General features: G+C 65.6%; 21 protein-coding genes. 8 read left to right on the plus strand and 13 right to left on the minus strand.

Going from position 1 to position 19,205, the window contains the following annotated elements; genetic code table 11:
- The first annotated feature begins 159 nt into the window (after positions 1 to 159).
- From DEA8626_RS07300 to gluQRS, 4 genes are all read left to right on the plus strand, one after another.
- Positions 160 to 744 carry a hypothetical protein gene (locus tag DEA8626_RS07300; protein ID WP_108852345.1) on the plus strand — a complete coding sequence of 195 codons (585 nt, stop codon included), beginning with the start codon at positions 160 to 162 and terminating at the stop codon, positions 742 to 744.
- Positions 745 to 927: 183 nt separating this feature from the next.
- On the plus strand, positions 928 to 1,122 hold the full coding sequence (locus tag DEA8626_RS07305; protein ID WP_108852346.1) for a hypothetical protein: 195 nt from the start codon (positions 928 to 930) through the stop codon (positions 1,120 to 1,122).
- 60 nt (positions 1,123 to 1,182) lie between these two features.
- Positions 1,183 to 2,541: a methylenetetrahydrofolate--tRNA-(uracil(54)-C(5))-methyltransferase (FADH(2)-oxidizing) TrmFO gene (trmFO, locus tag DEA8626_RS07310; protein WP_108852347.1), complete on the plus strand. Its 1,359-nt coding sequence runs from the start codon at positions 1,183 to 1,185 to the stop codon at positions 2,539 to 2,541.
- 1 nt (position 2,542) lies between these two features.
- Entirely contained in the window at positions 2,543 to 3,445 is a 903-nt protein-coding gene (gene gluQRS, locus DEA8626_RS07315; protein WP_108852348.1) for a tRNA glutamyl-Q(34) synthetase GluQRS, read from the plus strand.
- A gap of 4 nt (positions 3,446 to 3,449) precedes the next feature.
- Here the strand turns inward: gluQRS and hisI are convergent, their stop codons facing one another.
- A complete protein-coding gene (gene hisI, locus DEA8626_RS07320; protein ID WP_108852349.1) occupies positions 3,450 to 3,809 on the minus strand; it encodes a phosphoribosyl-AMP cyclohydrolase in 360 nt (119 codons plus the stop codon).
- Positions 3,810 to 3,873: 64 nt separating this feature from the next.
- Here hisI and DEA8626_RS07325 point away from each other — a divergent pair, with 64 nt between their 5' ends.
- Positions 3,874 to 4,317: an iron-sulfur cluster assembly scaffold protein gene (locus tag DEA8626_RS07325; RefSeq protein WP_108852350.1), complete on the plus strand. Its 444-nt coding sequence runs from the start codon at positions 3,874 to 3,876 to the stop codon at positions 4,315 to 4,317.
- Positions 4,318 to 4,441: 124 nt separating this feature from the next.
- Positions 4,442 to 4,786, plus strand: a complete 345-nt coding sequence (locus DEA8626_RS07330; RefSeq protein ID WP_108852351.1) for a hypothetical protein — start codon at positions 4,442 to 4,444, stop codon at positions 4,784 to 4,786.
- Positions 4,787 to 4,940: 154 nt separating this feature from the next.
- Here DEA8626_RS07330 and DEA8626_RS21580 read toward each other — a convergent pair whose 3' ends face one another.
- The 5 genes from DEA8626_RS21580 to sciP all read right to left on the minus strand — a co-directional run bounded on the left by DEA8626_RS21580 (position 4,941) and on the right by sciP (position 10,667).
- Positions 4,941 to 5,063, minus strand: coding sequence for a hypothetical protein (locus DEA8626_RS21580; protein ID WP_281261488.1), 123 nt, complete (start codon positions 5,061 to 5,063; stop codon positions 4,941 to 4,943).
- A gap of 126 nt (positions 5,064 to 5,189) precedes the next feature.
- Complete coding sequence (gene recG / locus DEA8626_RS07335) at positions 5,190 to 7,277, minus strand: ATP-dependent DNA helicase RecG (RefSeq protein ID WP_108852352.1); 2,088 nt, start codon at positions 7,275 to 7,277, stop codon at positions 5,190 to 5,192.
- A complete protein-coding gene (ligA, locus tag DEA8626_RS07340; protein ID WP_108852353.1) occupies positions 7,274 to 9,442 on the minus strand; it encodes an NAD-dependent DNA ligase LigA in 2,169 nt (722 codons plus the stop codon). The genes recG and ligA overlap by 4 nt, the downstream gene beginning before the upstream one ends.
- Before the next feature lie 138 nt (positions 9,443 to 9,580).
- Complete coding sequence (gene ctrA, locus DEA8626_RS07345) at positions 9,581 to 10,294, minus strand: response regulator transcription factor CtrA (RefSeq protein ID WP_108852354.1); 714 nt, start codon at positions 10,292 to 10,294, stop codon at positions 9,581 to 9,583.
- 94 nt (positions 10,295 to 10,388) lie between these two features.
- A complete protein-coding gene (gene sciP / locus DEA8626_RS07350; RefSeq protein ID WP_108852355.1) occupies positions 10,389 to 10,667 on the minus strand; it encodes a CtrA inhibitor SciP in 279 nt (92 codons plus the stop codon).
- A 126-nt stretch (positions 10,668 to 10,793) separates the two neighbouring features.
- Here sciP and mnmA point away from each other — a divergent pair, with 126 nt between their 5' ends.
- Positions 10,794 to 11,945 (plus strand): tRNA 2-thiouridine(34) synthase MnmA, encoded by a 1,152-nt coding sequence (gene mnmA, locus DEA8626_RS07355; RefSeq protein WP_108852356.1) that lies wholly within the window; start codon positions 10,794 to 10,796, stop codon positions 11,943 to 11,945.
- 152 nt (positions 11,946 to 12,097) lie between these two features.
- Positions 12,098 to 12,625 (plus strand): peptide-methionine (R)-S-oxide reductase, encoded by a 528-nt coding sequence (locus tag DEA8626_RS07360; protein ID WP_108852357.1) that lies wholly within the window; start codon positions 12,098 to 12,100, stop codon positions 12,623 to 12,625.
- Positions 12,626 to 12,643: 18 nt separating this feature from the next.
- On the opposite strand, the gene lpxB is transcribed toward DEA8626_RS07360, so the two are convergent.
- From lpxB to DEA8626_RS21030, 7 genes are all read right to left on the minus strand, one after another.
- Positions 12,644 to 13,795, minus strand: coding sequence for a lipid-A-disaccharide synthase (gene lpxB / locus DEA8626_RS07365; RefSeq protein WP_108852358.1), 1,152 nt, complete (start codon positions 13,793 to 13,795; stop codon positions 12,644 to 12,646).
- Entirely contained in the window at positions 13,792 to 14,613 is an 822-nt protein-coding gene (locus DEA8626_RS07370; RefSeq protein ID WP_108852359.1) for an LpxI family protein, read from the minus strand. The genes lpxB and DEA8626_RS07370 overlap by 4 nt, the downstream gene beginning before the upstream one ends.
- Positions 14,610 to 15,404, minus strand: coding sequence for an acyl-ACP--UDP-N-acetylglucosamine O-acyltransferase (lpxA, locus tag DEA8626_RS07375; protein ID WP_108852360.1), 795 nt, complete (start codon positions 15,402 to 15,404; stop codon positions 14,610 to 14,612). Before lpxA ends, DEA8626_RS07370 begins: the two co-directional genes overlap by 4 nt.
- Positions 15,405 to 15,406: 2 nt before the next feature.
- On the minus strand, positions 15,407 to 15,865 hold the full coding sequence (fabZ, locus tag DEA8626_RS07380) for a 3-hydroxyacyl-ACP dehydratase FabZ (RefSeq protein WP_108852361.1): 459 nt from the start codon (positions 15,863 to 15,865) through the stop codon (positions 15,407 to 15,409).
- Positions 15,866 to 15,938: 73 nt separating this feature from the next.
- A complete protein-coding gene (locus tag DEA8626_RS07385) occupies positions 15,939 to 16,565 on the minus strand; it encodes an OmpH/Skp family outer membrane protein (protein WP_108852362.1) in 627 nt (208 codons plus the stop codon).
- Entirely contained in the window at positions 16,565 to 18,892 is a 2,328-nt protein-coding gene (gene bamA, locus DEA8626_RS07390; protein ID WP_108852363.1) for an outer membrane protein assembly factor BamA, read from the minus strand. Before bamA ends, DEA8626_RS07385 begins: the two co-directional genes overlap by 1 nt.
- Before the next feature lie 135 nt (positions 18,893 to 19,027).
- On the minus strand, positions 19,028 to 19,192 hold the full coding sequence (locus tag DEA8626_RS21030; protein ID WP_181366380.1) for a hypothetical protein: 165 nt from the start codon (positions 19,190 to 19,192) through the stop codon (positions 19,028 to 19,030).
- Between the last annotated feature and the right edge of the window lie 13 nt (positions 19,193 to 19,205).

Genomic DNA, 19,205 nt, shown 5'->3' on the forward strand with positions numbered 1-19,205 from the left:
ATGACTCGCCTTATTCGGGAATATGGTTAACGGAACTTGCCACATTCTTAACCAAATCGTGCCCTATTCCACCGACAGTGTCATCGGGTGGTAGGTGACTGTTTCCAGCTGACGCGCGTCGCGCCACTCGACGCGTCGTCAGTACAGAAGGGATGAGACATGCAGAAAGACGCAGGTGCCAGCAAACAACTCAACCAGAGCGGTCAAAACCTCGTCCGCATCCTTATCGCGTCCTACTTTCTTGCGGTTTCTGTCGGGTTCATACCGGGCACAGTCGCCACGCCGCTGACCGCCTGGCTCCTGCCGGCCGCCGACGCCGAACTGGCCGCGCGCGTGATTGTATTCGCGACCGCCTATCTCGTGCTCGTAGGCGCCTGGCTGCGTCTTTCAGCGCTTGTCCTGGCCAATCTTCTCTTCTGGTCAAGCTATATCGGCAACGCGACGGCGGGCAATGTCGAGGCCTTCTGGCGCGACATCGCGCTGATCGGCGCCCTGATGCTGACCTATACGCAGACCCTGCCCCGCGCCGCGCGCCATCGCGCCGCCTTGCACTGGACGCCGCGGGTCCGCAAGCTGCGCCCCTCGCGCGCCTCCGAGACGCCAGTGACGCCGGTGATGCCCCGCCGGGTCGTCGTGGCGCCTCGCGCCGAGGCGCCGCGCCCCGACAATACCAAATTGATGACGCAGTCGGGTCGCGACGAGAACATTTTCCGTGACGATTATGAACTTGCGCTCGCTTCATGAGCGGAATGCCAGGGAAAGACGAAACTGGCACGGCAAGAACGACACAACCAAGAGTTTAGATGCGCGGGTTAACACAATCTAAAGAATCTCGGCGCACTCTGAGGGAAAACGTGGGCGACTGTAGGCGCCCGAAACAGAAAACGACCGGTAAATGCCGGCACCACTCACGAAGGGGATAGAGTAATGAGCTTGTTTGACGTCACCAGCCACGCGCCCGCCCAGACCTCGGGCCGTCCGATGATCGCCGGTTTCTTCGCCAGCGTCTCCGCCGGCCTCTCTGGTGTGCTCCGCGCCGTCGAGCGTGAAGAAGCCAAGCCCGACCCGCGCGAGTTCGATCCGAACTACCTGCGCGACATCGATATGCAAGTCGACTTCTGATCGCGCCCCGCGACCCGCGGGGCCTTTCAAATCACCGCCACTTCGCCTAAGTCGCCCGACATGGGCGAGACACTTCACATCATCGGCGGCGGCATGGCCGGGTCCGAAGCGGCCTGGCAGGCGGCAAACATGGGCGTCAGCGTGGTCATCCACGAGATGCGCCCGAAAACCGGCACCTTCGCCCACCGGACCGGCCACCTGGCCGAGATGGTCTGCTCGAACTCCTTCCGGTCGGACGATCACGAACGCAATGCCGTCGGGCTTCTCCACTGGGAGATGCGGCAGGCGGGCGGACTTATCATTGATACCGCAGATTCCCACCGGCTGCCTGCAGGCAGCGCGCTGGCGGTCGACCGCGATCCCTTCGCCGAAAGCGTAACAGCGCGGCTTCTTGCGCATCCCCTCGTTTCCGTGACCGGTGACGAGGTGACGGGACTGCCGTCGTCTGGCCACTGGATCGTGGCGACCGGTCCTCTCACTTCCCCACCGCTCGCCGCGGCGATCCGGGCCGCGACGGGCGCCGATGCGCTCGCATTCTTCGACGCGATCGCCCCCATCGTCTACGCCGAAAGCGTCGACATGTCGGTCGCCTGGCGCCAGTCACGTTATGACAAGGGCGAAACCGAGGAAGAGCGCACGGCCTATGTCAACTGCCCGCTCGACCGCGAGCGCTACGAGGCGTTCCTCGATGCGCTCCTGGCTGCCGAGACGGCCGCATTCCATTCCGGCGAGGAGAGCTCCGCGCCTGATGCCACGCCGTATTTCGACGGCTGCCTGCCGATCGAGGTGATGGCCGAGCGCGGCCGCGACACGCTGCGCTTCGGCCCGATGAAGCCCGTCGGCCTGACGAATGCGCACAGGCCGGAGACTAAGCCCTACGCGGTCGTCCAGCTGCGCCGCGACAACGCGCTTGGCACGCTCTACAATATCGTCGGCTTCCAGACCAAGATGAAGTACGGCGCGCAGACCGATGTGCTGCGCATGATCCCAGGGTTGGAAGCCGCCCGCTTCGCGCGGCTTGGGGGCATGCACCGCAACACCTTCATCAACTCTCCGACGCTGCTCGATGGCGCGATGCGGCTGAAGGCGCGCCCAAACATTCGGTTCGCCGGCCAGATCACCGGGGTAGAGGGCTATGTCGAAAGCGCAGCGATGGGGTTGCTTGCGGGCCGCATGGCGGCGGCCGAGATACTAGGCCGCGGCATTCCGCCCCCGCCGCCCGATACCGCGATGGGCGCGCTCGTCACCCACATCACCGGCGGCGCGGAGGCGAAGACGTTCCAGCCGATGAACGTGAATTTCGGACTCTTCCCGCCGATCGACGCGAAGGGCGGACGCCGGGGCCGGAAGGACCGCTACAAGGCCTATACTGACCGGGCGAAATCGGCTTTCTCGCAATGGGTTGCGGAGCAAGGATGAGGTGATCACCCGGTTTGCGCCCTCGCCCACCGGGCCCTTGCATCTCGGCCATGCCTATTCGGCGATGCTCGCGCACGACCTCGCGCTCAACGCGGGCGGTGAGTTCCTCCTGCGCATCGAGGACATCGACCGCATTCGTTCGCGTCCCGAATGGGAAGAGGCGATTTACGAAGATCTCGCGTGGCTCGGGATCTCTTGGGAAGCACCGGTCATGCGCCAATCGGACCGCATGGAGGTCTATTCCGAGGCGCTTGATGGGCTCTGGGCGCGCGATTTCCTTTTCCCCTGCACGTGCACGCGCAAGGATATCGCCGCGGCCATGTCGGCCCCGCAGGAGGGCGCGGCGATGGGCCCCGACGGACTCATCTATCCTGGCACATGTCGAAGGTCGCATACCGGTCTGCCCCATTCGCTCGCGCCCCGACCGAAAGACCAGCATCTGCGCCTCTACATGTCGCTCGCGGCGTCATCGGTCTGCGAGCATCACGTGAACCGTTCCGGAGAGACACTGTGGTCCGTCGGCTTTGCCGAAGAGGGCGCAGGCCCGAACGACGAACATGGCTGGATCGAGACGGATTGCGACACGCTCACGAAAGGTATCGGCGATGTGGTGCTTGCGCGTCGCGACATGGGCACATCCTATCACCTCGCGGTCGTCCTCGACGACGCGGCGCAAGGTGTTACGCATGTCACCCGCGGCCAGGACCTGTTCGAGGCGACTGCGATCCATGTGGTGTTGCAGCGGCTCTTCAGCCTGCCGACGCCGATATATCACCACCACCGTCTGATCCGCGACGAGACCGGCAGGCGGCTCGCCAAGCGCGACGATGGCCGCTCGATCCGCAGGTATCGTGAAGACGGCGCCACGCCCTCCGATATCCGCCGCCTGGTTGGGCTGGAGTGAAACCTCAGGATTCGGGCTTGAGGATCTCCACTTCCGCCCCCCCGCGCAGGGCGGTGTAGAAGCAGGATCGCCTATTGGTGTGACAGGCCGGGCCGGTCTGGTCCACCACGACGAGAAGGCAGTCCCGGTCGCAGTCGATCCGCATTTCCACGAGCTTTTGCACGTTGCCGGAGGTTTCGCCCTTCACCCAGAAGGCGTTCCGCGAGCGCGACCAGTAGGTGACACGGCCGGTCTCAAGCGTATTTGCGACGGCGTCGGCGTTCATCCAGGCGAGCATCAGGACATCTCCCGAGGCGTGATCCTGCGCGATCACGGGAAGAAGGCCGCGCTCGTCATAGACCAAAGTCCCGGGATCGAAGCCCATCGGATCACCTTTCCATTCTCGCGCGCCCGTCCTATCTAGGGGGGAACGGCCCGCAGGGAAAGCCATGAGCGACACCGATCTCATCAAGCTTTATTCGCAGCGCATCCTGGCGCTGGCGGCCGACATTCCTCATACCCGTCGGTTGCAGAATGCGACCGCGACCGTGCGCCGTCGTTCGCCGCTGTGCGGCTCGACCGTGACGGTCGACGTCGTCGTGAAGGGCGGCCGGATCGCGGATTATGCTCAGGACGTGAAGGCATGCGCGCTCGGCCAGGCGTCGGCCGCAATCTCCGGCTCGCACATGATCGGACGAACGCGCGCGGAAATCGAACGCGCGCGCGATGAGTTGCGTGCGATGCTGAAGGAAGGCGGCCCGGTGCCGTCGGAGCCCTTCACCGGCTACGAGGTTCTGGAACCGGCGCGCGATTACAAGAACCGTCACGCCTCGATTCTCCTGGCGCTCGAGGCTACGGCCGAGGCGATGGCGGAGGCGGAGGCGGCGGCTTGAGGGCCGCGATGCCGTAATTTGGCTTGCCGCGATTGTTCAACGCACGCGCGATCGAGCTGACGCCCGCGCCGAAAGCGGCCGACGGAAATGCATGGTATGGTAGGGCCCAAGGGGAGGTGCCAACATGCTTCGATTTCTCTCGGCGTTTCTTTTTGGACTATGGGCCACGGGTGCGGCCGCGCAGAACTGCTCGGAAATCAAGTTCAGTCCAGGCGCATCGGCCGGGGAGGTGACGGGGCAGGTGACCGATGGTCAGCCGATGTGTTTCGTTTTCGGCTCCGGTGCCGGGCAGACGGCCCGGTTGCAGCTTTTCGGAAGCAAGAATACCTGCTTCACGTTGACGGACGTGGTCGATTGCCGGGACGATTTCAGCTTCCCGACGGAACTCCGCACCTACGAGGTCAACGTGTTTCAACTATTTCGCAGCACGGCCTCCGAGCAGTACACGCTGCGATTGACCATCCGCTAAGAACCCGTTTCCTTCAAAAAAAACCGCCGCGTTCCTTGCGGAAGGCGGCGGCAGGAAGCGATTTCCGTGATCCGGGCGCATCGGCTTGGGGAGAGCCGGGGGACAGTGGACAGGCGCATGTACCGGGCAGAAAACCGCGAGGCAGTGACTGGAATCAAACGAGTCCGGGCAGATGCAGTCCGACGATCAGCATCGCGACGAGCGCGGCGAGACCGGCGGCGTCCTGAGCGAGCGTGAAACGGGCGCGGGACAGAACGGATTTCAGATCGAATTTCATCGGGCACCCTTTTGTCTGCGTCTGTGTTGCCTATTTGTTCTCATACCTGGCCACGCTTGTAAAGAACTTTTTAAGAACATTCGCGAACAAAGCCAGATTCGTGCCTGCGCCGTGTCGGACGACGGTTCAGCCGACCTTGATCAGGCGCACCGCCCGGTCCTGCTCCATCAACCACAGAAGGACGCGCGCCGCCTTCCCTCGCGCGCTTTCGAGCGCGGAATCCTCGGCCAGAAACTTGCGCGCATCGCTTTGCGCGATCGCCATCAGCGCGGCCTGCCGTTCCAGGTCGGCGACGCGGAAGCGCGGCAGCCCGGACTGCGCCGTGCCGATCAGATCGCCCGCTCCGCGTATGGCGAGGTCCTCCTCGGCGATGCGGAACCCGTCCTCGGTCTCGCGCAGGGTCTGGAGGCGCCGCTCGGCGGTGTCGCCGAGCGGCGGTCGGTACATGAGAAGGCAGGTCGAGTCGGCGTGCCCGCGCCCGACGCGCCCGCGCAATTGGTGAAGTTGCGCGAGGCCGAAGATCTCCGCCCGCTCGATCACCATGATCGTGGCTGCGGGCACGTTCACCCCGACCTCGATCACCGTCGTCGCGACAAGAACGCGAGTCCGCCCGGCCACGAAATCGGCCATTGCGGCATCCTTTTCGGCCGGCGGCATCTGGCCGTGGACGAGGCCAACGACGCCCTCGCCAAGCGCGGAGCGGAGCGCCTTGAAGCGGTCCTCGGCGGCAGTCAGGTCGCTCGCCTCGCTTTCCTCGACGAGCGGGCAGACCCAGTAGGCCTGACGCCCCTCGCCCACCGCATGCCGCAGGTGATCGACCACCTCGTCGTAGCGCCCCGCCGAGATGAGCGCTGTCTTTACCGGCTTGCGCCCCGCAGGTTTCTCGTCGAGGACCGAGACGTCCATGTCACCGTATTGCGCGAGGCTGAGCGAGCGCGGGATCGGCGTCGCGGTCATCACCAGCACGTCGGCCGTCAGCCCCTTGGAGGCAAGCTCCATCCGCTGCGCCACCCCGAACCGGTGCTGTTCGTCGACCACCGCGAGGCGGAGGTCGTGAAACACGACATCCTTCTGGAAGACCGCATGGGTGCCGACGAGCACCTGCAGCTCGCCCGAGGCAAGTGCCGCGAGCTTCGACGCGCGGTCGCCGCCCTTGTCGCGGCCTGTCAGGATGTCGAGCGTCACGCCGGCATCCTCGGCGAGCGGACGGAGGCTTTCGAGATGCTGGCGTGCGAGAATTTCTGTCGGGGCCATCATCACCCCCTGCCCGCCTGCCTCCACCGCGATCAGGAGCGCGAGGAAGGCGACGAGCGTCTTGCCCGAGCCGACATCGCCCTGCAGGAGCCGGCTCATTCGCTTCTCGCCCGCCATGTCGGCCGCGATCTCGGCGACCGCACGCCGCTGTGCGCCGGTGGGTTCATAGGGAAGCGCGGCCAGGACCCGGTCCTGCAGCACGCCCGTGCCCTCGCTCGACCGGCCCTTGCCGCGCCGGAGAGTCGCGCGGGCAAGCGCGAGGGTGAGCTGGTGAGCGAACAGCTCGTCATAGGCGAGCCGCTGGCGCGCGGGCGCCTCTGCTATCAGATCAGCCGGGCTGTTCGGCGCGTGGACCGCACGCACGGCGTCGGCCCAATCGGGCCAGCCCTCGCGCGCCTTCAGCGCCGGGTCGATCCATTCGGCAATATCGGGCAGCCGGGCGAGCGCGGACTGCACCGCCCTGTGGATCACGCGTTGGGTGATCCCGGCGGTCAGCGGGTAGACGGGTTCGAAGTCCGGCAGGTCCTGCGCCTCTTCGGCCCTCAGGATATGATCGGGATGGACCATCTGGGCGAGCCCGTCGAAGATTTCGACCTTGCCCGAGACGATGCGCCTCTGGCCGGTGGGGAGTTGCCGCTGCAGGTAGTCCGCCCTCGCGTGAAAGAAGACGAGCTGGAATTCGGTCTCGGCGTCGCGGACGAAGACGCGCGCAGGGCCGCCCTTGCGGCGGGGGGGCAAATGGGCTCCGACCTCGACCTCGACCGTCACGGTCGCAGGCGGCACGACATCGCGGATCGTGCGCCGAAGCCTCCGGTCTGTGCCGGAATGGGGCAGTGTGAAGAGCAGGTCGCGCGGGCGTTCGACATCCATCTGGGCAAAGTGCTTCGCGGTCTTCTCGCCCACGCCCTCGAGCGTTTCGAGCCCGGCGAATAGCGGGAAGAGGACGGCCGGGCGGCTCATGCGCCGATGAGCCTCAGCCAGGCATCCTCGTCGATCATCTCGATGCCGAGCGATTCGGCCTGCTTGGCCTTCGACCCCGCCCCCGGACCGGCGATGACGAGGTCGGTCTTGGCGGAGACCGAGCTGGCGACCTTTGCGCCCATCGCCTCGGCCCGCGCCTTGGCCTCGGCCCGCGTCATCTTTTCGAGCGTGCCGGTGAAGACGAGCGTCTTGCCGGCGACGGGGCTGCCCTCGGTTGGCGCGCGCGCGCCGTCCTGCACATCGAGCTCGGCCACCAGCCGGTCGATCGAGGCGCGCTCCGCCTCTTGGTGGAAGCTGTTGACGACCGAGGCCGCGAGCACGTCGCCGACGCCGTCGATATCCGTCAGCTCGCCCCATTCCGCGCCCTCGCCGACCGTCGCCGCGGTCATCGCGGCTTCGAACGCAGCCCAGCTTCCGTAATGTCGCGCGAGCAGGTTGGCAGCACTTTCGCCGACATGGCGGATGCCAAGCGCGAAGATAAGGCGGTTAAGCGGGATCTTCCGCTTCTCCTCGATGGCCTGGAAGAGATTGGCGGCCGATTTCTCGCCGAACCCGTCGCGGCTCTTCAGCTTCGTGGGATTGTCCGCGTCGCGCGCCGCGAGTGTGAAGATATCCGCCGGCTCGCGCACCGGCAACGCGTCGTCGCCGTGGAACATCTCCACCTGCTTCGCGCCGAGCCCCTCGATGTCGAAGGCCCCGCGCGAAACAAAGTGCTTCAGCTTCTCGACCGCCTGGGCCGGGCAGATGAGCCCGCCGGTGCAGCGGCGGACCGCGTCGCCGGGCTCGCGCACCGCGTCCGAGCCGCATTCCGGGCAGACCGTGGGGAACTTGTACGGTTCAGTGCCAACCGGCCGCTTGGCGAGGTCGACATCGGCGACTTTCGGGATAACGTCGCCGGCGCGATAGACCTGCACCCAGTCGCCGATGCGGATGTCCTTGCCGTCGCGGATCGGATTGCCCTTTGCGTCGCGGCCGGCGATGTAATCTTCGTTGTGCAAGGTCGCGTTCGAGACGACCACGCCGCCGACCGTGACAGGGGTCAGGCGGGCCACGGGCGAGAGCGCGCCGGTGCGGCCGACCTGAATGTCGATCGCCTCAAGCCGGGTCCAGGCGAGCTCGGCCGCGAACTTGTGCGCGATTGCCCAGCGGGGCGTCGTCGAGCGGAAGCCGAGGCGGCGCTGAAGGCTCAGATCGTCGACCTTGTAGACCACGCCGTCGATGTCGTAGCCAAGCGTCGCGCGCTTTTCCTCGATCTCGCGATAGGCGGCGAGAAGCGCGTCCGGACCGTCGCAGCGCCAGGTGAGAGGGTTCGTTGCGAAGCCGAGCGTGGCGAGCCGGGCGATGGCATCGAACTGCGTTTCTGCAGGCGGTTCGGAGGTCTCGCCCCAGGCATAGGCAAAGAACCTCAAGGGCCGGGAAGCGGTGATCTCCGCGTCGAGCTGGCGGAGCGAGCCGGCGGCGGCGTTGCGCGGGTTGGCGAAGGTCTTGGCCCCGACCGCCGCCTGGCGCTCATTTAGCGCAGCAAAGTCGGCGTGGCTCATATAGACCTCGCCCCTGACCTCAAGCACCTTCGGCGCAAGGTCGAGCGTCTTTGGAATGTCGCCGATCGTGCGGGCGTTCGCGGTCACGTTCTCACCCGTCTCACCGTCGCCTCGCGTCGCGGCCTGGACGAGCCGTCCGTCCTCGTAGCGCAAGGAGAGCGACAGGCCGTCGATCTTGGGTTCGGCCGTGTAGGTGAGCGGCGCGTCCCCGGAGAGGTTGAGATAGCGGCGTATGCGGTCGTCGAAATCGGCGATCTCGTTCTCGCCGAAAGCATTCTCGAGGCTCAGCATTCGGACCGCGTGGCGAACCTTGGCAAAGGTCTCGGACGGCGCGGCGCCAACCTCTTTCGTAGGGCTGCCGGCTTCGGCGAGCGCGGGAAACCGCGCCTCGATGGCGACGAGCCGGCGCTTCAAAGCGTCATAGTCGGCATCGGAAATCTCGGGCGCGTCCTCGGTGTGATAGGCCCGGTTGGCGCGGGCGACTGCCTCGGCGAGCCGCGCCCATTCCGCCGCCGCGGTGCCGCGGTCAAGTTTGGCCACCGGGGTCTTGCCGATGTCTGGACGCGCGGGATCGGAATTGGAGGATGGGGAGCCGGGCGACATGGAAGGACCTCCGCGAACCGTCCCCGAAAGTGTTAGGGTGCCGGCCCGCCGAGGTCCAGTCCTCGCCTGCGTGACGGGCCGCGACGTCGCCGCACAGCCCGGTTCCGCCCCGGCCGCCCCCGGACCGGAGCGGAACCTTCAGGCGCCGATGGCGAGCTTCTGGTCCGCCGTCGCAGGTGCGGGCTCGCGCAGGACATAGCCGCGCCCCCAGACCGTCTCGATATAGTTCTCGCCGCCCGTCGCCTCCGCTAGTTTCTTCCTGAGCTTGCAGATGAAGACGTCGATGATCTTGAGCTCCGGCTCGTCCATGCCACCATAGAGATGATTGAGGAACATCTCCTTCGTCAGTGTCGTGCCCTTGCGAAGCGAGAGAAGCTCGAGCATCTGGTATTCCTTGCCGGTCAGATGCACGGTCTGACCATCGGATTCGACTGTCTTTGCGTCGAGATTCACGCTGACCTTGCCGGTCCGGATGATCGACTGGGCGTGACCCTTTGAGCGCCGGATAATGGCGTGGATGCGGGCCACCAGTTCTTCCCGGTGGAAAGGTTTCGTCATGTAGTCGTCCGCCCCGAATCCGAAGCCGCGGATCTTGTTTTCCGTGTCGTCGGCGCCCGACAGGATCAGGATCGGCGTGTCGATCTTGGCGAGCCGCAACTGGCGCAGCACCTCGTGCCCGTTCATGTCGGGCAGGTTGAGATCGAGAAGGATCAGGTCGTAGTCGTAGAGTTTGGCGAGATCGACCCCCTCCTCGCCCAGATCTGTACAATAGACGTTGAGATTGGCGTGGGTCAGCATCAGCTCGATGCTGCGCGATGTGGTCGGATCGTCCTCCACCAACAGGATTCTCATCAGGCGTACTCCACTTTCATCCCTCGATTACCCCGACAGTGGCCCACAATGGTTAACCGCAAGTTACCGTGGCAAGGACATCCGAGACTTCTACCTATGGTTGACGGTATTTCTGGATCGCGGTGACTTTCAAGCCCTTTTCGCCGTGCCGTTCCACCGCCGCGCGCCAAAGGTCGAATTCCTCCTCTGACAGGTCGTAGCGTTCGAGGGCCTCTTTCAAAGGCAGCAGCCCGAATGCCACCGCCTTCACGACCTTGACCTTGCGGCTCGCGACCCAGCGGCGTGTGCCGACCGGCGGCAGGTCGGCGCGTGTCATGATGGTGCCATCGGGCATCGTGACGGCCCTGGGGCCGTCGATCTTCTTCAGAAACATGGTTCACCCCTTTGTCTTCTCCCGCCGAAAAACGTGGCGAAGCAGCCTTAAGGAGCGATGAAACACCGGGTTGTGAGTAGTTACGATTTTCCTATATTCCTCACCACCAGCCCACCGGAGAGGATCATGGCGCTCGACCGCACATCGCCGAATTCGCTCGGCTTCGCCAAGCCGCCCCGCGACACGCGGGTCGTCGTCGCCATGTCAGGTGGCGTCGACAGTTCGGTCGTGGCCGCGATGCTGGCCGAGGAAGGCTATGATGTCGTGGGCGTAACGTTGCAGCTTTACGACCACGGTGCGGCGCTCGCCAAAAAGGGCGCCTGCTGCGCCGGACAGGACATCCACGACGCCCGCCGGGTTGCCGAAGCGATGGGCTTTCCGCACTACGTGCTCGACTACGAGAACATGTTCCGCGAGGCGGTTATCGACGAGTTCGCCGACGCCTACCTGGCGGGCGCGACCCCGGTGCCGTGCATCCGCTGCAACGAACGGGTGAAGTTCAAGGATCTTCTGGGGACCGCAAGAGACCTCGATGCCGATTGCATGGCGACGGGGCATTACATCCAGCGCAAGATGGGCGCGCAAGGGCCTGAGTTGCATTGCGCGGCGGATGCAAACCGCGACCAGTCCTATTTCCTCTTTTCGACGACACCGGAACAGCTCGACTTCTTGCGATTTCCGCTCGGGCATCTCGCGTCGAAGGCCGAGACGCGGGCGCTGGCCGCCAAATACGGGCTAAGCGTGGCCGACAAGCCAGACAGCCAGGACATCTGCTTCGTACCTAACGGCGACTATGCCGCGGTAATCGAGAAGCTGCGCCCCGGCGCCGCCGATCCGGGCGAGATTGTGGATCTGGAGGGCAACGTGCTCGGCACGCATCGGGGCGTGATCCACTACACGATCGGACAGCGCCGGGGGCTCGGCATCGGCGGGCTGGACGACCCGCTTTATGTCGTGAAGCTCGACCCCGAGACGCGGCGTGTGATCGTCGGTCCGAAGGAAGAGCTGGCGACACGTTTGGTTCCGGTGCGCGAGATCAACTGGCTGGGCGATGCCCACTTCGACGCCCGCGACGAGTGGCACGTGAATGTCCGCATCCGCTCCACGCGGCCGCCCAAGCCCGCAGTCGTACGGCCGCTTTCGGCGACCGAGGCGGAGGTTGAGCTTCTCGACCCCGAAGAGGGCGTGAGTCCCGGTCAGGCCTGCGTTCTCTATGCACCGGGGGGCAGCCGCATCCTTGGCGGCGGCTGGATCTGGCGCGGCGCCGCGCGGAGCTAAGCGAAGGCGGGGTCAAGTCCGCCTTCGCTATCCGGCGCGCGGCTTGAGACCGCCACGCTCACGCATACACACAATTCCGAGAACCACGGCTTCGTGCGGTCCATGTGATCGCGCTTTTCCTTAGGCTCGCCCCATCTGCCAAGGAGGACAATATGACACGCCACATCAATCGCCGCACGCTTCTGAAAGGTTCCGCGTTGACGCTTGCCGCGACGCCCTTTGCGGGCGCGGCCGGGGCTGCGGTCGTTCCCGGGCAGGATGATTTTGACTACGAGGTGACGCGGAGCGAAGCGGACTGGCGCGCTGAGCTCGACGAGAACGAGTTCGAGATCCTGCGCATGGGTGGAACCGAAGAACCGAAATCGAGCCCGCTCTGGAACGAGACGCGCGCGGGCACTTACGCCTGTAAAGGGTGCAACCTGCCGGTCTATAGCTCACATTGGAAGGTCGAGGTCGACAAGGGCTGGGCCTTCTTTCGGCAGTCGGCGCCGAATTCGCTTCTGATGAACATCGACTGGCCGGCCGACAGCGGGGAGGACCCGATCTTTGCCCGGTTCACGACGATCGAAGCCCATTGCCGCCGCTGCGGCAGCCATATGGGTCACATCCTGATCGTCGAGAACGAGTGCCTGCATTGCATCAACGGCGCGAGCCTCGTCTTCACCGCGGAAACGACCTGACGCGGCAAGGGTGAGGCGTCAGCCACTCGTCAGCCGGGCGAGGACCGACCGCGCGGCCCTGAGACCCGGCGCCTCGCCGCCCCGGCCCAGAAGCTCCATCGTCCGGTCCATTGCGTCCAATTGCGCGGCGCGCGCGTCGTCGTCGTTCATGAGCTGGGCGAGCGCCTGCGCGATCGGACCGGGCCGACAGGCCGGGCCGAGAAATTCAGGCACGGTCCGCGTGTCGGTCACGATGTTGACGAGCGTCACCGTGTCGATGAGGGCCGCGCGCTTCATCATCCACCAGGTGATCCGGTTGAAGTCATGCGCGATCACCATCGGCACGCGGTTCGCGGCCAGATCGAGGCTGACCGTGCCCGAGGCCGCGAACGCGAGGTCCGCGGCGGCGAAGGCGGAGCGTTTCTCTGCAGCATCCTCCAGGACGAGCGGCGCAACCTTCCAGCGGCTGGCGAGGTCGCGGACGAGGGGTGCGACACCCCTGACAGTCGGAATTGCGACCCGGAGACCCGGTTCGCGGTCCCTGAGCCGGGCGATCGCCTCCTCGAACCGGGGCGCGAGCCGCATGACCTCACCACGCCGCGATCCGGGCAGGCAAAGCAGGAATGGCTGATCGGGCGCGATCATCTGCGCCTCGCGGAACGCCGCCGCCGCGTCGGCGTTAGCCCGCGGCTCGGTCGCGGCCGGATGGCCGACGAAATCGCAGGTCATGCCTTTGGCTTCCATATAGGGCGGCTCGAACGGGAAGAGAGCGAGCACGTGGTCGATGACCTCGGCCATCTTTGCCGCGCGACCCGGGCGCCAGGCCCAGACGGTGGGCGCGACATAGTGGATCGTGCGCAATTCGGGCGCCTCGGCCCGGGTGGCACGCGCGACGCGCAGCGTGAAATCGGGGCTGTCGACGGTGATGAGCGCGGCCGGATCGAGCCGCACCGCCTCGGCGGCGGTTTCACGGATGCGGCGCTTGAGGTGGCGGTATTTCGGCAGCACTTCCATGATGCCCATGACGGACAGCTCTTCCATCGGAAAGAGGCTCGTCAGCCCCTCGGCCTCCATCAGCGGTCCGCCGACGCCGTGGAATTCCACATCCGGGCTGAGCGTCTTCAGGCCCGCCATGAGTGCCGCGCCAAGAGCGTCGCCCGATGCCTCGCCCGCAATGAGGAAGAGTTTCACGGTTCCCGCGCCCAGAGGAAGATACCCGCCCGACCAGCCGCCTCGATCATCGCGGCGCGGTCGAGTAGGAGCGCGCCGCCAGCCTCCCACGCAATCCCGGCGAGGCCTGCCGCCGACACTGCCTCGAGCGTCGCGGGGCCGAGCATCGGCAGGTCGATGCGCCGGTCCTGGCCGGGCTTCGGAGCCTTGTAGAGCACGCCCTTTGCGCCCTTCGTGTCGGGGCGGAGATCGCCGTGCCGGGCGACGAAGTCGAGCATCGCGTCGGTGCCCGGAAGCGTCTCGACCGCAAGGCAAAGTCCCTGCGCCACGACCGCGCCTTGCCCGATGTCGAACGTGCCGAGGCCCGCGACGATCTCGGCCGCGCGCGCGGCGTCGCGGCGGTCGGCTTCGGACGGATCGCCCGCGAGCACGCCGGGCCCGGGCACGAGCTCGGGGGCGACCGCATCGGCGCCGATCACCTGGAACGACCACTCCTCGAAGATCGAGATGACGGCGCGCAAGGCCGCGTCGTCGCCTCCGGCCATGCCGGTCATTAGTCGCGGCAGAAGCGTCGCCGTGCGCGGATCGATGAGTTCGGGCTCGAGCCGCGGGCGGCGGATCGCGCCGCCGAAGACGACGCGCGACACGCCCTGATCGGCGAGCTGGTCGAGGAAGGGGGCGAGTCGCTCTAGCCGGAAGCGGATCGGGGATTCTCCGGGCAGATCGGCGGCGAAGCCGTCGAGCTCGGCCGTGACATACGGCATTCCTTGCGCTTGCAGCGCGGCGGCGAGGTACGGCGGAAGCGCCCCCTGCCCCGCAATGATGGCGGTGACGGTCATCGGGGTGCCAGGAACGACCGGTCGGAAGGGCCGAGGATGAAGTCGAGAACCTCGCGCACGAGCGTGCTGTCGGCGCCGTTCTCGGCGCGCGCGCGGGCCGTGTCGCGGAATGTGCCCTGCCCGAGCGCCGCGACGAGGTCGCGGAGCGCTGCGATGTCCGCCCGCCCCGCCCCGCGCCGCTTTAGCCCGACGAGGTTCAGCCCGTCGAGCGTGCCACGCGGGCCCTGGACGAGCCCGTGCGGGATCACGTCCGCCGTGACCATCGTGACCGCGCCGATCATCGCGCCGCGCCCGATGCGGACGAATTGGTGGACGCCGGACAGGCCGCCCACGATCACCTCGTCCTCGAGCACGCAATGCCCGGCGAGGGCGGCATTGTTCACGAGGATCACGCGGTCGCCGATCTGACAGTCGTGCGCGACATGGCAGCCGGCCATGAACAGGCAATCGTCGCCCACCAGGGTGATCCCGCCTCCGCCATCGGTGCCGGTGTTCATCGTTACGTGTTCGCGGATGCGATTGCGCGCGCCCAGAACGAGGCGCGTCTCTTCGCCCTTGAACTTCAGATCCTGCGGAACCTCGCCCAGCGTCGCGAATGGAAAGACGACTGTGTCCTCGCCGATCTCGGTCCGGCCGGTGATGACGGCATGGCTCTTGACTTCGACGCGGGGGGCGAGCGCCACATCGGGCCCGATCAGGCAGAACGGGCCGATGCTGCAATCCGCGCCGATCGTGGCGCCCGGCTCGACGATGGCCGAGGGGTGGATGTCTGCGCTTGGCGCGATGGTCATGCTCAGTCCCTGAGATCCATCATCGCGGTGACCTCGGCCTCGCAGGCGAGCGCGTCGCCGACCGTGGCCCGGCCATCAAACTTCCAGATCTTGCCGCCGCCGCGCTTGACGGTCATGTGCAACTCCAGAACGTCGCCGGGCACCACCATGCGGCGGAACTTGCAGTTTTCGATCGACATGAAATAAGTGAGAAGTTCGCGCCCGACCACGTCCATCGATATCCCGACCAGAACCGCCGCCGACTGGGCCATCGCCTCGACGATTGTGACGCCGGGCATAATCGGCTTGGCCGGGAAATGCCCCTGGAAATGCGGCTCGTTGAAGGTGACGTTCTTGACGCCGACACAGCCCTTGTGGGGCACGATGTCGCGCACCTTGTCGATCAGCAGGAATGGGTAGCGATGGGGGATGATGCGCTGAATGAGGTGAATGTCTGCCTCGGTCGGTGCTTCGACGGTCATGCGCTCTCCTTTTGCCCTCGCCACTCCCTCGCGCCTTGCTAGCAACTCGGCTCAAGGCTGGCAAGAACGCCGGTCAGTTCTCGGGGACCGGCTCTGGCTGGGGCAGTTCAGTATTCTCAGGGGTTTCGGGCGTCACCGGTGCGTCATTTCCAGCGCCGATTTCGACGTCAATGCGCGCGATCATCTCATCGGTGACGTCGATCACGTCGGCGGCGAGGAAGATCGCGCGGTTGTCGAGAACGACGACGGCGCCACGATCGCGCAGAACCTCGCTCATCACAGGCAGCGCCTCGGTGAAGAAGCGCTGGCGCTCGGCGTCGCGCAGCCGGCCGATCTCTCTGGCCTTGGTGTCCTGGGTCTGGCGAATTTCCGTCACGCGGGCGTCGAAGGCCTCTGCCGCAGCGCGAAACTCGTCAACCGGCAGATCGGCGCGCTGTTTGGTCAGCGCCCGCTCCTCGGCGATAAGCTCGGCTTCGATCTGCCGGTTCTCGGCGGCAAGCTCGGCCGAGGCGGCCTCGATCCGCTCGGCGGCGCGTTTGCCCCAGAGCGTCTCGGTAAAGAGCCTCTCCTGGTCCAACGTCAGGATCGGGCTCTGCGGCGGCGCGACAGCCTCCTGCGCGGCAAGCGTGATCGGCGCGCAAGCAAGGCCAAGTGCCAAGAACCCCGCGCCGATCCAGACCCTGGCGCACCTTTCGGCCATCAGAACCGGGTGGAGACGGTAAAGTCGAAGCTTTGCTCTTTGTCGTAGCTTTGCTTTTCGAGCGCCTTAGAGAAATTGAAACGCAACGGCCCGAGCGCGGTGTCCCAGAAGATCGAGACGCCGACGACAGAGCGCAGGTGCAAATCGTCATCAATCGTGCCGCCGAGCGTATTGTCGAGCCCCCAAACCGACCCGACATCCGCGAACAGGCCGCCCGTGATCCCGTATTCCTCGGGCAGTCCCAGTGGGAACTCGGCCTCGAGCCGGGCGACCGCGAAGAAGTTGCCGCCGACTGCATCCTGGTTGGGCACGGTCAGGTCGCGCGGGCCAAGCCCGTTCGGCTCAAAGCCGCGGATCTTGCCATTGCCGGTGAAGCGATCCAGTAGCCGCGTATCGCCGCTTCGCGCGAAGACCGCGCCGCCCTCGATCTCGGCCCTCAGCGTCAGCTCCTCGCGGAACGCGCGGGTCTGATACCGAGCGAGCGCTGTTGTCGTGACGGTCTCGATATCGCCGCCGAGCCCGGCGAAATCCTGACCGAAGTTAAAGAGGAACGCGCTGTTGGGGTCGAGCCCGCCGATGCGCGTGTCGTAGGAATAGGTGTAGCCGATCGCGCTCGAGACCTCCGCGCCGCGCATCGCTTCTGCCTGCAGCAGTGCCGAGGAACTGGCACTCACCCTGAAAAGCTCGTCCTGCGCGATCTTATAGCGCAGTTCGAGGCGACCGAATTCGCTGAGCGGGAAGTCGATCGAGGGCGAGAAGCCGATGCGGCGCGTCGAGTAGAACGCATTGTCGTTGTCAGTCGTATTGTAATAGGCCGTCAGACGGAACCGCAGATCACGGTCGAGGAAGGCGGGTTCGATGAAGGTGATCGAGCTGTTCTGGTTGTCCGTCCCAGCCGAGAGGTTGACGCTCACGAACTGGCCGCGGCCGAGGAAGTTGGATTCGCTGAGGCCGATATTGAAGCCCACTCCGCTCGAGACCGAATAGCTCGCGCCGAAAGTCAGCGAGCCGGTCGGCTGTTCTTCGACATTCACGTCGACGATGACCTGGTCCGGCGCCGTCCCCTGGCGCGCCTGGACATCCGCGGTCGAGAAAAAGTCGAGCGCGCGGATCCGTTCGGCAGCCTGACGAATTTCACGCGGGTTGAAGGGATCGCCCTCGACGGTGCGAAACTGGCGCCGGATCACACGGTCGAGCGTCGTGGCATTGCCCTCAATGTCGATCCGCTCGACAAAGACGCGCGGGCCCTTGGTGAGCGCGAAGACGATGTCGAGCGTCTGGTTGCGTTCGTTGCGAGTGATGCGGGGCACGACATTCATGAAGTCGACCCCCTGCCTCAGCGCGACATTCTCCATCCGCGCAATCGTCGTGTCGATGGCGAGCGGCGAATAGGTCGCCCCCGGCCGAATGCGGATGACGTTCCGGTACTCGGTCGCGTCGACGCCTTCGTATTCGCTGACGGCGGTGACGTTGCCGAACTTGTAGCTGAGCCCTTCGCGCACGGCGAAGGTCAGGAAGAAGGCGTCGCGTTCGCGCGAGAACTCGCGCGAAACCGATAGGACCTGGAAATCGATAAACCCGCGCGAGCGATAGAAATCGGTCAGGAGTTGCTTGTCGAACTCGATCCGGTCGGCGATGAACGTGTCGCGCTGGATGATCTGGCGCAGGAAGCCCGCCTGCTTGGTCTCCAGCACCTGCCTGAGCCGGCGGTCGGAGAACGAGCGGTTGCCGGTGAAGCTCAGCCGCTCAACCTCGGTCACGCGGCCCTCACGAATTTCGAAGACGAGATCGACGCGGTTGCCGTCGCGCTCGATGATGCGCGGCTCGACCCGCGCGGCGAGCCGGCCAGCATCGACATAGGCTTGCGTGATCGCTGCGGCGTCGGCCTCGGCTTGCGCGGGCGAATAGACGCGGCGCGACTGCGACTGGATGACGGTGGAGAGGTCTTCGTCCTTGAGCCGACGGTTGCCCTCGAAGCTGATGACGTTGATCGTCGGATTCTCGACGACGCGGATGATGAGCGTGTTGCCCGAGGGCACGACGTCGACCGAGGCGAAGAGGCCGGAGGCGACAATCCGCTGCACGGCATCGTTCAGTCCGGCCTCGGTGATCGCCTCGCCGCGGGCGATTCCGGCGAATTTCACGATCGTTGCAGGTTCGATCCGGTCGTTGCCTTCGACAACGACATTGGAGAAGCTGTAGTTCTGCGCCCGCGCCTGGGTAAAGAAAAGGCCGCAAAGCGCTGCAACCAAAAGGAAAACCGTTACTTTCGCAAATCTATGGAAATCCTGTCCGAGCGCACCTGTTCCTTGCCCGCCAGCCAACATGATCCGCCCCCTGAAATTCTTGTCACTGTCCTGCGAAATTGACTACCGGGAAAGGGGGGGCTTGTCAAAAGGCGCGACGCGGCCCCAAGGAGGCCGCGCCGGAGCTCTGGGCGACAGGAGGATAGGCCCAAACGGTCAGTGGATGCCTTGGCTCGCAGGTGCCTGGAACCGGGCCAGTTCCGACCCGATCATGGCGCCGCCGGCCAGGCCGACCACGATAGCCAGCGGGATGATGATGCGGTCCAGACCGAGGTCGAGGACCAGCCATAACCCGCGATAGCTTCTCTGGATCGTTTGCATGGCCGTTGCCCTT

The organism is Defluviimonas aquaemixtae (assembly GCF_900302475.1).
In the GTDB taxonomy this organism is placed as follows: Bacteria; Pseudomonadota; Alphaproteobacteria; order Rhodobacterales; family Rhodobacteraceae; genus Albidovulum; species Albidovulum aquaemixtae.